At 74.4% G+C, this 14,170-nt stretch carries 7 protein-coding genes; 4 read left to right on the top strand and 3 right to left on the bottom strand.

The window, feature by feature from the left end; translation table 11 throughout:
- Nucleotides 1–176 precede the first annotated feature (176 nt).
- From WME98_RS26340 to WME98_RS26330, 3 genes are all read right to left on the bottom strand, one after another.
- Nucleotides 177–701: a J domain-containing protein gene (locus WME98_RS26340; RefSeq protein ID WP_437317717.1), complete on the bottom strand. Its 525-nt coding sequence runs from the start codon at nt 699–701 to the stop codon at nt 177–179.
- 13 nt (nt 702–714) lie between these two features.
- A complete protein-coding gene (locus WME98_RS26335; RefSeq protein ID WP_437953805.1) occupies nt 715–1,935 on the bottom strand; it encodes a GNAT family N-acetyltransferase in 1,221 nt (406 codons plus the stop codon).
- Nucleotides 1,936–2,005: 70 nt separating this feature from the next.
- Nucleotides 2,006–3,169: an alpha/beta hydrolase gene (locus WME98_RS26330; RefSeq protein ID WP_437953804.1), complete on the bottom strand. Its 1,164-nt coding sequence runs from the start codon at nt 3,167–3,169 to the stop codon at nt 2,006–2,008.
- A gap of 336 nt (nt 3,170–3,505) precedes the next feature.
- Here WME98_RS26330 and WME98_RS26325 point away from each other — a divergent pair, with 336 nt between their 5' ends.
- The 4 genes from WME98_RS26325 to WME98_RS26310 all read left to right on the top strand — a co-directional run bounded on the left by WME98_RS26325 (nt 3,506) and on the right by WME98_RS26310 (nt 14,160).
- Entirely contained in the window at nt 3,506–4,444 is a 939-nt protein-coding gene (locus WME98_RS26325; protein WP_437953803.1) for a hypothetical protein, read from the top strand.
- A 12-nt stretch (nt 4,445–4,456) separates the two neighbouring features.
- The gene (locus WME98_RS26320) at nt 4,457–9,187 is read left to right on the top strand and encodes a sigma 54-interacting transcriptional regulator (RefSeq protein ID WP_437953802.1); all 4,731 of its coding nucleotides are present in this window, start codon (nt 4,457–4,459) and stop codon (nt 9,185–9,187) included.
- Nucleotides 9,188–9,336: 149 nt separating this feature from the next.
- Nucleotides 9,337–9,717: a hypothetical protein gene (locus tag WME98_RS26315; protein ID WP_437953801.1), complete on the top strand. Its 381-nt coding sequence runs from the start codon at nt 9,337–9,339 to the stop codon at nt 9,715–9,717.
- 444 nt (nt 9,718–10,161) lie between these two features.
- Nucleotides 10,162–14,160, top strand: coding sequence for an RHS repeat-associated core domain-containing protein (locus tag WME98_RS26310; protein ID WP_437953800.1), 3,999 nt, complete (start codon nt 10,162–10,164; stop codon nt 14,158–14,160).
- The last annotated feature ends 10 nt before the right edge of the window (nt 14,161–14,170 follow it).

Genomic DNA, 14,170 nt, shown 5'->3' with positions numbered 1-14,170 from the left:
AGTCCAGCCAGGGATCCGGAGAGGGAGAGTTCAACGCAAAGGCGCAAAGGCGCAAAGGCGCAAAAAAAAAAGAATAATTATTATGCTTTTTGCGTCTTTGCGCTCTTTGCGCCTTTGCGTTAAATCCTCTCCTCTCTCGCGACGCAGATCCCTGGCGAGATCTCTGCCCCGCGGCGCTACGCCCGGCGCTTCGGGCGTGAGACCCTGGACATGGCCTCGTCGTGGGCCCACTTGACGCGCATGAACTCGCCGGCGTCGCCGCCGCGATCGGGGTGCGTGACCAGCGCGAGCCGGCGGAACGCCCGGCGGACCTCGGCCGCGCCGGCCGCCTCCGGGAGGCCGAGCACCGCGAACGGCGACACGCCGCGCGCGGACGCGGGCCGCGACGGGGCGCGCCGCGACGGCTCGGACGCGGGCGGCGGGGGCGCCTCCCGCCGCGCGCGCGGCTTGGGCCACGGGGGCTCGCCGCGCAGGATGCGCGTCCAGGCCGTCGCCCACGCCGGCTCGATCTCGACGAGCGGGCGCCCGGCGGCGCGCTCGGCCTGCGCCCTCGCCTCCTCCACGGTCCGCGCGCCGCCCTGGCTCGCGTCCGGCGGGCGGAACGGCTCGCGCGCGGGCTCGGCCGTCCACCAGGCGGCCCACAGGAAGCGGCGGCGGCGCGTCGGGGTCACCGCGTAGACGCCGCGGAGCGGGAGCGTCATCGGGGGCGGGCCCTCAGAAGATCTCGGGGCACCACGGCGCGCGCGCGGCGCGGAACAGCCGATCCGCGCGCTCGACGGCGCCCTCGGAGAGCTGCTCGACCTGGCCGGCGTCGGCGAGGCACCGGAACGAGACGCCGCCGAGGTACGCCGAGCCGAGCGCCGCGACGTCGAGGCGGAGGTCCGGCGCCGCGCTGGTCCGCGCCGCGCGCCGCTCGCCGCCGTCGAGCCGGAACCGGCCGGCGTTCCAGGGGCAATCGCGGTCGGCGATCTCGAGCGTGAGCGCCTCGGCGCTGCCGTAGGCGCGCGCCGCGAGCGCGGCCTCGACGTCCACGATGCGCACCCAGATCCCGTCGCTCGCCGTGAGGCGCAGGCGCCGCGGCTCGACGAGGAGCAGGCCGAGCGGGTGGTCCGGCGGCAGGAGGCTCGCCTCGATCCGCTGCGCCAGGTCGATGTCGAAGAGGTAGCGCCAGATGAGCCGGGTCCCGAGCGGCGTCGCGCCGATCGCCTCGATCACGCGGATCGAGCCGACCGGGATGCTGGAAGCGTCCCACTTGTGGTGCATGCAGTAGATCGCGTACGCCTCCGCGCGCCCGTCGACCTCGATGACGACGCGCTGGAGCGGGCCGCCCCCCTGGCGGGTGAAGTCGTTGTCGGCGAGCCGGCGGACCTGCCACCACACCTTCGAGCGCGCGAGCATCCCGGGGGCGAACGCGCGGGCGCGCTCCCAGACCGGCGCGAACGCCTCGATCGCCGCCGCCTCGTCGAGCAGCCGCGCACGCCCCTCTGCGCCCGCCTCGTGGCGGAACGCGGCGCGGTCCCGCTCGATCGAGATGGAGCACGCCTGGGACGCGATGCCGTAGCCGAAGCGGCCGTAGATGCCGCCCTCCGTGGCCCAGAGCGAGGAGATCGGCCGCCCCTCGGCCCGCGCCTCGTCGAGGTGCCGGCGGATGAGGCGCGTGAGGATGCCGCGGCGGCGGTGCGTCGGGTTCACCGCGACCATGGTGAGCCCGGCGACGGGCACGGCGCCGCCCGGGGTGGTCATCGTGAGCGCGAACGAGCCGGCGGCCCCGACGACCGACGCGCCCTCGTAGGCGCCGATGCGCGACGTGAGCTCCGGGAGGCGCTTCACGCCCTCGAGGCGCTCGGGGGTCGTGGGCATGCCGAACGCGGTGAGGATGGGCTGGCGGAACTCGGCGTGCTGCTCGGCCGCCATCTGCCGGAGCTCGATATCCATGCGGGCACGATAGCAAAGGAGCCGCGCGCGCTGGCGCAGAAGCAAAGGAGCGGCGCGCGCCCGCGGCGGCCTACGCGCTCAGCCGCTCCCGCTCCCGCGCCGCCGCGCGCCGGATGCGCGTCTTCAGCCACGCCTCGATGAGCGGCCACACCGTGAGCGGCGCGTCCCTCCCGACCACGATGTCGAGATGTCCGCGCGGGAACTCGCGGTACGTTTTGTCCGAGGACCGACTGAAATCGTAGGCCGGCTTCACGGACGCCGGCGGCGCGAGGTCGTCGTGCGCGCCGGCGACGACGAGGAGCGGCAGATCCAGGCCCTCGAACGCCTTGGCATAGCCGAAGAGGCTCCCCATGTGCTGGCCGCTCTTCCGCGACGCCGCCGCGTCCAGGAACATGTTCCGCAGCACCGTGATGCTGCCGCTGTCCATCGCGAGCGACATGTGCTGCGTGAGCACGCGGGTCTCCATCGAGCCCGGGACGAACCCGCGGATCGGCAGCGGGAAGATCGGGCTCTCGATGAACGCGCGCACGAACCGGAACGGCTCCCCCCACGCCGACAGCGGCAGCGCCCCCTGCCCGAGCGGGACCCGCTGATCGACCGTCAGCATCAGCCGACCGACCAGCTCGAGCACCCGCGACCCGTGCGTGAACAGGTAAGGGCTCCCGAGGGTGATGATCCCGCCGACCGCGTCGCCCATCGTCGGCGCCGTCGCGTAGCTGATGAGCCCCCCGAGCGAGTGCCCGATCAGGTACACCGGCCGCGGGCCCGAGATGCGCCGGACCTCCTCGATCGCCGCCGGCACGTCCTCGCGGACGAAATCGGTCACGTGACCCGGCCGCCGCGCGCCGAGGTGCCGCGACCGCCCGTGCCCGCGCAGATCCAGGTTGAAGACGTCGAAGCCCGCCCGCGCCAGGTAGTTCGAGAAGCTGCGCGACGGCAGGTGCCAGATGTACCGGTTCTGGCCGTACCCGTGGATCAGCAGCACGCTCGCCACCGTGCTCCGCAGCCGCGCGCTGCGCTTCCGGATCATCGCGAGCGGCACGTCGTGCACCACCGGCTCCCGGTCGACCACCGGGTCCTCCCCGCCCGGCGCGCGCGCCCCCTCGATCCCGCGGCTCGCCGGCGCGACCTCGACCGCCGTGCTGCGGACCCGCACCACCACGAGCTCCTTGATGAACCTGTCCCGCTCATCGCGGTCGACCGTCTGCTCGACCTGAGACTGATGCAGGATCATCCTTTCCGTCTATTGCGGATTATTTTGCCGTGCGCAACCTCGGGCCGACGCGTTTCGCGCGCTGGCGACGCCGGCACGGCGGCGTCGCCAGCGCCGGTGTCGCACGGCCGCCCAGGCCAGGGCGCGAGCGAGCGCGCTCGGGCACGCCCGGGTGGAAAAAGCTCTGCCTTGGGCGGTCCGCGGGCGTCACACCGCGCGGCGTCTCGTGTACCCTCCCCCTCGGCTGGTCCCCGGTGCACACCGGGGCGCGCGGAGAACCGGAGCTTGGCCTCGGCGCGTTCGTTCCGTGCGTGCCCGGATCCGGCCTTGACCTTACGCATCGCTAGGTGACCTACAATGTACCACTTGAAGATGGGTCGGCTGCTCGCGGTCGGGGTGCCTGCCAGGGCCGCCGCGCTCGCCGCGTTGCTCGGCGCCGTGTGCTTCGCCGGGACGGCCCGCGCGCAGTCGAAGGACGGCGGCGGCAGCAATCCGGACGACGCCGTCGCCGCGGACGAGCAGGCCAAGGACGAGCAGGCCAAGGACGACAAGGCGCCCGCCGCGAAGGACGACGTGCCGGAAGCGCCGCCCGAGGCCGCGGACGACAACAGCCCGTTCGAGAAGGACGGCAAGGCCCACAAGTTCATCGGCCTCCGGCTCCGGAACGTCATCGTCCCGAAGTTCATGATCAACCTGTTCGCCGACGGCGGCGCGACGGTGAACGTGTTCATGATCGGCCCGGAGTTCACCTCGCGCAAGAACGGGCTCGAGATCGATCTCGCGCTGTCCTACGCCGACTACTCGATGGATCCCTTCCTCTTCAAGGGGAAGAACGACGACCAGTTCGCCTGGGAAATGGTGTCGAGCGACATGAAGCTCCTCTATTTCACGAGCGACCTCCTCTTCGACGTCCCCATCGACGACAAGGGCCGCTTCTCGCTCCTCGTCGGCGGCGGCGTCGGGCTCGGCCTCGTGTTCGGCGATCTCCACCGCGCCCAGGCGTACCCGGGCGCCCCGGGGTCGAACCCGAGCCCCGACGACGTGAGCGCGTGGCGGAAGTGCTCCGGCGTGGGCGGCCCGGGCGGCGCCTACTGCGACGGCTCCAACAACCATTACGGCGATTACAGCGAGCCGAGCTGGGTCAACGGGGGCTCGAAGCCGTCGGTGTTCCCGTGGATCTCGTTCCCGCAGGTGAGCTTCCGGTACAAGCCGATCAAGCAGCTGCAGACGCGGCTCGACGCCGGGTTCTCCATCACGGGCTTCTTCTTCGGGCTGTCCGCCGGATATGGCCTCTGATCGAGGGATCGCGTGACGTCACACCCGCTGTTCCCCCCGCGATATGAGCCGATCGGGACGCTCGGAAAGGGCGGCGGCGGCGAGGTGTGGGCGGTGCGCGACCGGATCACCGGCAAGGCGGTCGCGCTGAAGACGCTCGGCGAGGACGCGGACGAGCCGGAGGTGCTCGCGCTCGTCCGCGAGGCGGCGGCGCTGTCGGGCGTCGAGGGCCTCGGCGTGCCGCGCGTGCTGCGCTTCGGCCGGCTGCCCGCGTCGGGGCGGCCCTTCATGGTGCGCGAGCTCGTCGAGGGGACGAGCCTCGCCGACCTGCTCGCGCGCAAGGGCGACCTGGCCAGGAACCTCGCGGCCATCGCCGACGCGGCCGATCAGCTCACGCGCCTGCACCGCGCGCTCCTGCTGCACGGCGACGTGAAGCCCGCGAACATCATCGTCGGCGAGGGCGGGCGCGCCACGCTTGTCGACCTCGGCCTCGCCACGCCGTTCCGCGACGACGGCTCGCGGCCCGTGGGCCTCACGCCCCGCTACGCCGCCCCCGAGCTCTTCAAGGGCGACCCGCTCACCGTCCGCGCCGAGGTGTTCGCGCTCGGCGCGACCCTCGCCGAGGCGCTCCGCCAGAGCGAGGGCGAGGGCGCGCGCGATCCGAAGGTCATAGGCGCGCTCCAGGAGGTCGTCGACCGGGCCACCGCCAAGGAGCCGAACGCGCGCTACCCGAGCGCGGACGAGCTCGCGAACGCGCTCCGGCGCGCCGCGCGGCTCCCCTGCGGGCCGAGCGAGGAGCCCGCCGGGCCCGCCGAGCCGGGCGCGCAGCCCGACGCCGGCGCGGGCGCGGTGGTCTGGCCGATCGTGGGGCTGGACGCGCCGTCCGGCCGGCTGCTCGCGCAGATCATGGCGCTGCCCGCGGGCTCCGGGCTCTCGATCGCCGGGCCGCCCGGGTCCGGGCGGAGCGCGCTGCTCCGGCGCATCGCGTGGTCGCTCGAGGTCGGCGGGTACGCCGTCGCGTGGGTCGAGGCGGCCCGCGTGGCCGACCCGCGCGGGGCGCTCGCGATCGAGCTGTCGGCGCACGATCTCGGCCGGGTGACGGCGCTCGTCGACGACGCCGATCGGCTCGGCGACGCGGAGATCGAGCGGCTCGACGAGGTCCGGAGGGCCGGCGGCAAGCTCGTGCTCGTGCTCGGGGACCCGCGGGAGCGCGCCGCCGACGGCGCCCCGGCGGCCGGCGCGCCCTCGCCCGGCCGCGCCGCCGACTTCGCCCGCGGGTTCCAGCGCTTCGAGATGGCGCCGCTCGACGAGCAGGTCGCCCGCGAGCTCGTGCAGCGCACCATCCTGTCGCTGAGCGACGCGGTCGCCGCGCACGTCGTCGCGCGCGCGGGCCGGTGGCCCGGGCGCATCCGGGAGATCGTCGCGCGCATCGCGCGCGCGCCCGTCGCGTCGACCGAGGACGTCGATCGGCTGCTCGAGGCGCCCCCCGCCTCGGGGGCGGCGGCGTCCGGGCCGGGCGGCGCCGGCGCCGAGGGCGCGGCGCTGCCGCCGGCGGAGATCCACCGGCTGCTCGACCGCGGCCACTTCGACGCGGCCGCGGAGGCGCTCGGCCGGCTCCAGGGCGACGGCTCGCCCGTCGTGGTGATCGCGCGCGCGCGGCTCGCCGTGAACCGCGGCGACACCGCGCGGGCGCTCGCGGAGCTCGCGCGCGCGAAGGACCAGGTCGAGGCCTCGGGCGATCGCGCGCAGGCGGCGTTCTGGTCGCTGCAGATGGCCCGGGCGCTGCTCCGCACCGGCGACTACGGCGAGGCGGAGCGCCGCGCGGGCGAGGCCGTCGAGCGGGTGGGCCCGGTCAAGCTCGAGGCGGAGCTCCCCGGCGAGCCGCGCCCCGAGCTCGCGACGGCCGCCGCGTTCGGCGCCTCGCCCGAGGCGATCGTCGCCGAGGCGGTGGCGACGCGCGGGCTCGCGCAGAGCTTCGCCTCGCGGCACGAGGACGCGAAGCGCACGCTGGAGCACGCGGTGCGGCTCGCGCGGCTCACGGGCGAGCCGCGGATCCTCTCGGTCGCGCTCGTCTCGCTCGCGTTCGCGCTCCAGCGGGACGACCGCCTCAGCGAGGCGAAGACCGTCTACGAGGAGGCGCTCACGGCGGCGGAGCAGGCCGGCGACGCGGGCACGCTCGCGACGACCCGCCTGAACCTCGCCGCGCTCACGAAGCTCCAGGGCGACCTCGGCGCGGCCATCCGCCACCTCGAGGCGGCCGTCGACCTGGGCCGGCGCTCGGGCCGCGTGACGACGATCCGGCAGGCGCTCCTCAACCTCGCGAACCTCGACCTCTACCTCGGGCGGCTCGCGCGCGCCCGGGTGTCGCTCGACGCGCTCGCGGCCCAGCGCGCGGATCTCGCGCCGCAGCAGCACGCCCAGCTGCTCGCGCTCGAGGCGGAGCACGCGGCGCGCTCCGGCGACCTCGAGCTGGCCGAGCGGCTCTGCCTGGAGTGCGCCGAGGCGTACGAGGCGATGGGCCGGCGGATCGACGGGGTCGAGGCGCGGCTCGAGCGCGTGCTCTTCGCGGTGGCGCGCGCCGGCGCGGACCCGCGCGCCCTCGGCGAGGAGATCGACGTGGCGGCGGAGCGCCTCGGGACGACCGGCGCCCACCGGGCGCTGCTCGCGCTCGCGCGCGGGCGCGTCGCGGCGCTCGCGCGCGACGAGCGGCGGGCCCGGGCGGCGTACGACGAGGCGCTCGAGGCGGCGCGCGCGGCGGGCCAGCGCGACTGGATCTGGCGCGCGCTGGAGGCGCGGGCGCAGCTCGAGACGGAGCGCGGGCACCTCATCCGGGCGCGCCACGACCGCGAGGAGGCGCTGATCACGCTGGAGGAGATCGCCTCCAAGCTGCCGCGCGACCTCCGGGAGGTCTTCTGGAACGACGCGCGCCGCAAGGAGATCCGGGCGGCGGCGATGCTCGAGCTGATGAGCAGCCGCACGGTGCCGTTCGCCCAGCCGGGCGCGGCGCCGGCGCCCGGCGCGGCGCCCGCGCAGGGCGCGGCGTCCCAGGCCGCGGCGCCGCCGCCGGGCGAGGACCGGCTGGCGCGGGTGCTCGAGATCAACCGGGAGATCGCGGGCGAGCACGACCTCACGCGCCTGCTCGCGAAGGTGACCGATCACGCGATCGCGCTGCTCCAGGCGGAGCGCGGGTTCATCATCCTGCAGCGTCCGCCGCGCGGCGAGCCGCCGCCCGCCGCGGGCGAGGGCGCGGTGGATCTCTCGATCCACGCCTCGCGCGACCAGGCCGGGGACGATCCGCACGCGCGCTTCTCCAGCTCGATCGCCGAGCGGGTGATCTCCACGGGCGAGCCGGTCGTGACCGCGAGCGCGCGGGACGACGCGCGCATGAGCGATTACGTCTCGGTCCACCAGCTCATGCTGCAGTCGGTCGCCTGCGTGCCGATCCGGCAGCGGAGCGGGCAGGTGATCGGCGCGCTCTACCTGGAGACGCGCCTGAGCGCGGCGGCGAAGTTCGAGGCCGAGCTCCCCACGCTGACGGCGCTGGCCGACCAGGTGGCGATCGCGATCGAGACCGCGCGCCTCGTCGGCGAGAACGAGCGCCGCGCCCGGGAGCTGGAGCGCGCGAACGAGGAGCTGCGCGCCGCGCGCGCGAAGCTGGAGGAGCTCCTCGGCCACCGCACCGCGCAGCTCGCCGCGACGCGGCGGGATCTGCGCTCGGCGCGCGCGGTGATCCGCGGCCATTTCGGCTACGAGGGCCTGGTCGGCACGAGCGAGGCGATGCGCCGCGTGTACGCGCTGATCGACCGGGTGAAGGACACGGACATCCCGATCCTCATCACGGGCGAGAGCGGGACGGGCAAGGAGGTCGTCGCGCGGACGATCCACAACGCGAGCCCGCGGGCGAAGAAGCCGTTCGTCGGCGTCAACTGCGGCGCGATCCCGGAGCACCTCCTGGAGAGCGAGCTCTTCGGGCACGTGCGCGGCGCGTTCACGGGCGCCGATCGCGACCGCAAGGGGCTCTTCCGCGAGGTGACCGGCGGGACGATCCTCCTCGATGAGATCGGGGAGATGCCGCAGAAGATGCAGGCGGGCCTGCTGCGGGTGCTGCAGGAGAAGGTCGTCCGCCCGGTCGGCGGCGCGCGCGAAGAGCCGGTGGACGCGCGGGTCATCGCGGCGACGCACCGGGATCTCGCCGACATGGTCTCGCGCGGCACGTTCCGCGAGGACCTCTATTACCGGCTGCACGTCGTCGAGGTGCGGGTCCCGTCGCTGCGCCAGCGGATCGAGGACATCCCGCTGCTCATCGACTATTTCCTCGGGATCTTCGCCGCGCGCTACGGCCGGGATCGCCGCAGCGTCTCGCGCGCCGCGCTGAAGCGGCTGTCGGCGTACAGCTGGCCCGGCAACGTGCGGCAGCTCGAGAACGTGCTGCTCAACGCGTGGGTCTTGTCGGACCGCCCCGAGCTGGAGAGCGACGACTTCGAGCTCCCCGACGCGGCGCCGCGGTCGCTCCGCGGCGCCGAGGCCCCGCCCCCGCCGCGCGCGCCGCTCGGCGGCGGGGCTCCAGCGAGCGCCGGCCGGGCCCCGCCGTCGAGCGAGCCGCTCCGCGTCGAGACGTCGCTCGATGCGCACAAGGCGAGCGAGCGCGAGCGGATCCTGGTGGCGCTGTCGAGCTGCAACTGGAACCGGGTGAAGGCGGCGCAGGTCGTTGGCTTGCCGCGCCGGACGTTCTACCGGCGCCTGAAGGAGTACGGGATCCAGTGAGCGCTCGCCGCCGCGTCCCGGGCGCCGGCGGGGTGGGGCGGCGCGCGCTGCGGTCTTGCCGGGCCGCGCGCGCGAGGGCACGCTTGGGCCGCGCGTCTCGGGGTGGCGCGCCCTGCCGGCGCGCCACCCCGAGACGCGCGCAGGATCCCGTGAGCGATCGATCGAACCTCGCAGCCTCCATCGACGGTGCGCCCCTCCAGGACGAGGAGGCGCGCGATCTCTGGACGCGCTTCAGCCGGTACATGGATGAGCACCGCGGCGACATGGCGGGCTTCGCGCGCGAGAACGGCTACGTCAGCGTGACGCCGACCTTTGATCGCGGGCGCGCGCTGCTCGTGGTCCGGACGACGGAGGCGCCGCCGGAGAAGCCCGCGCCGCGCGGTGGCGGCGGGGGCGAGCCGGGGCCGCGCGGCGGCGGGGGCAAACCGGCGCCGCGCGGCGGGGGCAAGCCGGCTTCACGTGGCGGCGGTAGGCCGGCGCCGCGCGGCGGCGGGGGCAAGCCGGCGCCGCGCGGCAGACGGCGGCGCTGAGCGCTCTCCGGGCGCGCTCGCCGTGCGATGCGTCGAATCGCGGCAGGCGGGGCTCGGCCCCTGCGTCGGCGAGCGCTCGCGGGGACCCGGTGCAGGTCGGGGGGGACCGCCGCCGGCGTGCAGCGCCCGGTGGGGGGACCGCCGCCGGCGTGCAGCGCCCGGTGGGGGGACCGCCGCCGACGTGCAGCGCCCGGTGGGGGGACGCCCGCCGACGTGCAGCGCCCGGTGGGGGGACGCCCGCCGACGTGCAGCGCCCGGTGGGGGGACGCCCGCCGGCGTGCAGCGCCGCGTGGGGGGACGCCCGCCGACATGCAGCGCCCGGTGGGGGGACGCCCGCCGACATGCAGCGCCGCGTGGGGGGACGCGCTGCGGAACCGCCGCTGAGGACCGTGGAGGAGCTGCGCGCAGATTGCGGTCGGCGCGCCTGTCGCCGAGCATGCCCGCATGGCGCGCACAGCCCCTTTTCCGAACGCGATGGTCATCCCCGGCATGAACCCCGGCGTCTTCATCCTGGGCGGCGGCGGGGCCGGCGGCGGCGGCAACGGCCGCGGGGGCAACGGCCGCGGCGATGGGCAGGGCGGCAGCGGCAAGAACGGCGGGAGCGACGCGCGCGGCGGCGGCAAGGACGCGGGGAGCTGCGGACCGGGCAGCGGGGGCGGCTGCCCCAACCCCGCGCATGGCAGCGGAGGCGGCACGCACGCCGGCGATCCGGTCGATCCGATCACCGGGCGCGTCTACACGGTCGCGGACGTCGACCTGGCGCTGCCCGGCGCGATCCCGCTCGTGGTCAGGCGGAGCTACAGCTCCGCGCTCGTCGAGGAGGACGTCGGCCTCGGCTTTGGCTGGACGCACTCCCTGGCCTGGCAGGTCGAGGAACGGCGCCGTGGGCTGCGGGTGCTCGAGCCGCACGCGGCGCCGACGGAGCTGCCGAGAAAGCTCGATCCGGGCGAGTCGGCGCGGCTGCCGTGCGGCGTGCTGACCCGGTATCCGTGGGGCTACGCGCTCGCCGCGGGCGGGCTGGCGTACCTCCTCGCCGAAGCGCGGGGCAGCCGGTGGCTGCTGAGCCGGATCGTCGATCTGCACGACAACCTGATCGAGCTGTCGTACGAGGACGGCCGGCTCGCGCACGTGATCGACAGCGTGGGCCGCGTCGTGCGCGCGCGGCGGCACAAGGACGGCCGCATCGCCGCCTTCGAGGTCAAGAACGCCACGGCGCAAGGGCGCTGGGAAGCGCGGCGGCGCTACGCGTTCGACGCGCGCGGAGACCTCGTCGCGGCCGAGGACGCCGCGGGGCACGCGCACCGCTTCGCCTACGACGAGGACCACCGCCTGCTGCGGCGCGAGGAGCCGGGCGGGCTCGTCGCGGAGTTCCGCTACAAGGACGGGCGATGCGTCGAGGCATGGTGCCATCGCGACGGCAACGACGCGCTCGACGAGGAGGTGCCGGCGGTCTTGCGCGACGGGTCGCCGGCGAGGGGGTTCCTGCACGTCAAGATCGATCGCCATGACGGCGCGCTCACCGAGGTGATCACGTCGCGCGCCGTCCGGCGCATCGACGGCAACGTCTTCGGCAAGCTCGACAGGATGGTCTGGGGCGGCGGCAGCGGCGTGCACACGTTCCGCTACGACGGCGCGGGCGCGCTGCTCGAGTACGAAGACGCGCTGGGGCAGGTGTTCCGCTGGGAGCGGGACGCCGCCGGGCGGCTCCTGGCCGAAGTCGACCCGATGGGCAACACGACCCACGTCGAGCACGACGCGCGCGGCTTCGTCTCGGCCGTGACCGACGCGCTCGGCGGCACCGCGCGCTACGAGCGCGACGCGCGCGGCAGCGTCGTCGCCGTCCACGACGGCGCGGGCTTCGTGGTGGGCTTCGCGTACGACAGCCGCGGCCTGCTCGTCGGCGCCACCCTGCCAAACGGCGGCGAGACGCGCATGGAGGTCGACGCGCTCGCGAACCGCGTACGCGTGGTCGAGCCCGATGGCGCCGAGCGGCGCATCCGCTACGATTTCCTCGGCCGCGTCGTGGGCTTCACCGACGAGGCCGGCCACGAGACGCGCTATGCCTACGACGCGTGCGGCCGGCTCTGCGCCGTGTTCGGGCCCGACGGCGCGGTGACGCGCCACGACTTCGACGCCGATGGCAATCTGGCGAAGATCACCGACGCCGACGGGCGCGCCACGACGCTGCGCTGGGGCGGGTTCCATGTCGTCACCGAGCTCGTACGGCCCGACGGAACCAGGGTGCTCTACCGCTACGACCGCGAGCAAGACCTGGTGCGCATCGTCAACGAGGCGGGCGACGAGCACCGGATCCAGCGCGACGGCGAGGGGCGCATCACCGGCGAGCGGACCTTCGACGGCCGGGAGATCGCTTACCGGCTCGACCTGCAGGGCAGGATCGCGCAGATGCGGTGCGGCCCCGCCACGGTCGATTTCGAGTACGACGCCGTCGGGAGGCTCGTCAAGCGCGCCACCTCCGACGGCCGCGAGGACGTGTTCGACTACGATCCGCTCGGCAGGCTCGAGCGCGCCGCGAGCGGCGATGTGGAGTGCGTGTACTCCTACGATCGGCGCGGGCGGGTGCTCACGGAGGTGACGAGGCGGGGCGGCGAGGAGCTCGCGGCGTTCGCGTGGACCTACGACGCGATGGGCAAGGTCACCGGCGTGCGCGGGCCGGGCGGCGAGCTGACCGTGCAGCGCGACCTCGTGGGGCGGCCCGTCGCCGCGCTGGTGGGCGACCAGCGCGAGCCGCTGCGGCTCGCCTACGATGCGCGGGGCTTCGAGGTCGAGCGGGTCCTGCCCGGCGGCGGCAAGATCGCGACCGAGGTGAACGCCGACCGGCTGCTCGCGCGCCAGAGCGTGCTCGGCAAGCCCGCCACGCCGCGGATCCGGCCCGGCGAGCCGCCGTGGGTCGGGCCGCTCGTGTCGCCCGAGACGTGGCGCAGGACGTACGCGTGGTCGCCCGCGGGGCTGCTGCGCGCGGCTCAGGACCGCGGCGGCGCGACGGGGGAGATGCTCCGCGACGCGAACGGCCGCGTCGTCGAGCGGCGCAGGGCAGGCAAGGCGGCGGAGCGGTTCCGGTTCACGGCGGCGGGCGACCTGGAGCGCGCAGACGAGCGGCGGACGTATGGGCCGGGGGGGCGGTTGACGGCGCGCGCGGCGGGACGAGAGACCGTGCGGTACGAGCACGGCGAGCGGGGCGACGTGGTGCGGAAGCGCGTGACCCGATCGGACGCCGCCGGCGAGCAGGAACGCGAGCGCGTGTGGGCCTATGCATGGAGCGGCGACGGACGGCTGATGGAGGTACGGACGCCGGAGGGGCGCACGATCGCGTTCGCGTACGACGCGTTCGGCCGCAGGATCGAGAAGCGCGTGGCGCCGATGGGAGAGGTGGAGAGCGTGACGCGCTACGCGTGGCGCGGCGACGCGCTGGTGCACGAGCGCCTCGAGCGGCCGGACGGCGCGGGCGCGGGCATCGTCGAGGAGCGCAGCTACGTCACGCTGCCGGAGAGCGCGCTGCCGCTCGCGCAGCGGGACGGCGCGGCGGGGGCGCTCCGGCACTTCGTCCACGGGGCGAACGGGTTTCCGGAGGCGCTGGTCGAGGGGGACGGCAGCGTGGCGGCGGAGCTCGGGGCGGGGCTCTACGGCGAAGTGCCGGCGGAGCATGCGGCGCTCACGCCGCTCAGATTTCCGGGACAGTACGCCGACGAGGAGACCGGGCTCTACTACAACGGGCACAGGTACTACGACCCGGAGACGGGCACGTACCTGAGCCCGGAGCCGATCGGGCTCGAGGGGAGCCTCAAGGCGTATGCCTATGCAGATGCATGGCTGCCCGAGACCATCGATTTCGATGGGCTCAAGAAGGATCCGGTCGTTTGCACGATCCGCAGAAAGGATGGCACGACCGTGACCGGCGCGAGCCAAGACAGAGGCCCAAGTGATCTGCACAAGGCAGTCCTGGCGGCGTTACCTCCGACGCCAGCTCGCGATCCCGATGACCCGACAGCGCCATGGAACTGCGCCGAGCCAGCTGCGCTCTCGGCACACATCAGGGACTGGGAGGAGAGAAACAAACCCAAGAAATGTGAGCCCGGCGCTGAGGGTTGGAAGAAGAACCTGCGATCCGCCATGCGAGAGATAGACGAAGAGAACGGCATCTCATCGAAGCACGAGAAATCCGACGTGGCTCGCGCAGCATGCCCGAACTGCTCACAGACGGTCCCCAGGCTCTTCGCGCTCGCTGGAATGATGCCGCCCACCAGGGTGCTCGCTCCGGGATATCAGAACAGAAGGGGCGTCGGTTCGCTCGAACGATTCTCTCAGCCGAACGAGAGCTTCCATAGGAATTCGAGCAACAAACCACCCAACGCTGCGGTATCCGGGACGAACAACTTGGGGACCTGGTCACTCTCAGACAAAGGCTGGAGGCGCCACTCCTAGAGAGGGAGAT

Origin of the sequence: Sorangium sp. So ce296, assembly GCF_051529605.1 — a bacterium.
Classification (GTDB): domain Bacteria; phylum Myxococcota_A; class Polyangia; order Polyangiales; family Polyangiaceae; genus Sorangium; species Sorangium cellulosum_D.
The sequence above is the reverse complement of the archived record's forward strand: the minus strand, read 5'-3'. Positions and strand labels throughout refer to the sequence as shown.

What these genes read in the sequence shown, in the direction of transcription:
- WME98_RS26340 (WP_437317717.1), bottom strand. Translation starts at nt 701, where the DNA reads ATGACGCTCCCGCTCCGCGGCGTCTACGCGGTGACCCCGACGCGCCGC.
- WME98_RS26310 (WP_437953800.1), top strand. Translation starts at nt 10,162, where the DNA reads ATGGCGCGCACAGCCCCTTTTCCGAACGCGATGGTCATCCCCGGCATG.
- WME98_RS26330 (WP_437953804.1), bottom strand. Translation starts at nt 3,169, where the DNA reads ATGATCCTGCATCAGTCTCAGGTCGAGCAGACGGTCGACCGCGATGAG.
- WME98_RS26335 (WP_437953805.1), bottom strand. Translation starts at nt 1,935, where the DNA reads ATGGATATCGAGCTCCGGCAGATGGCGGCCGAGCAGCACGCCGAGTTC.
- WME98_RS26325 (WP_437953803.1), top strand. Translation starts at nt 3,506, where the DNA reads ATGTACCACTTGAAGATGGGTCGGCTGCTCGCGGTCGGGGTGCCTGCC.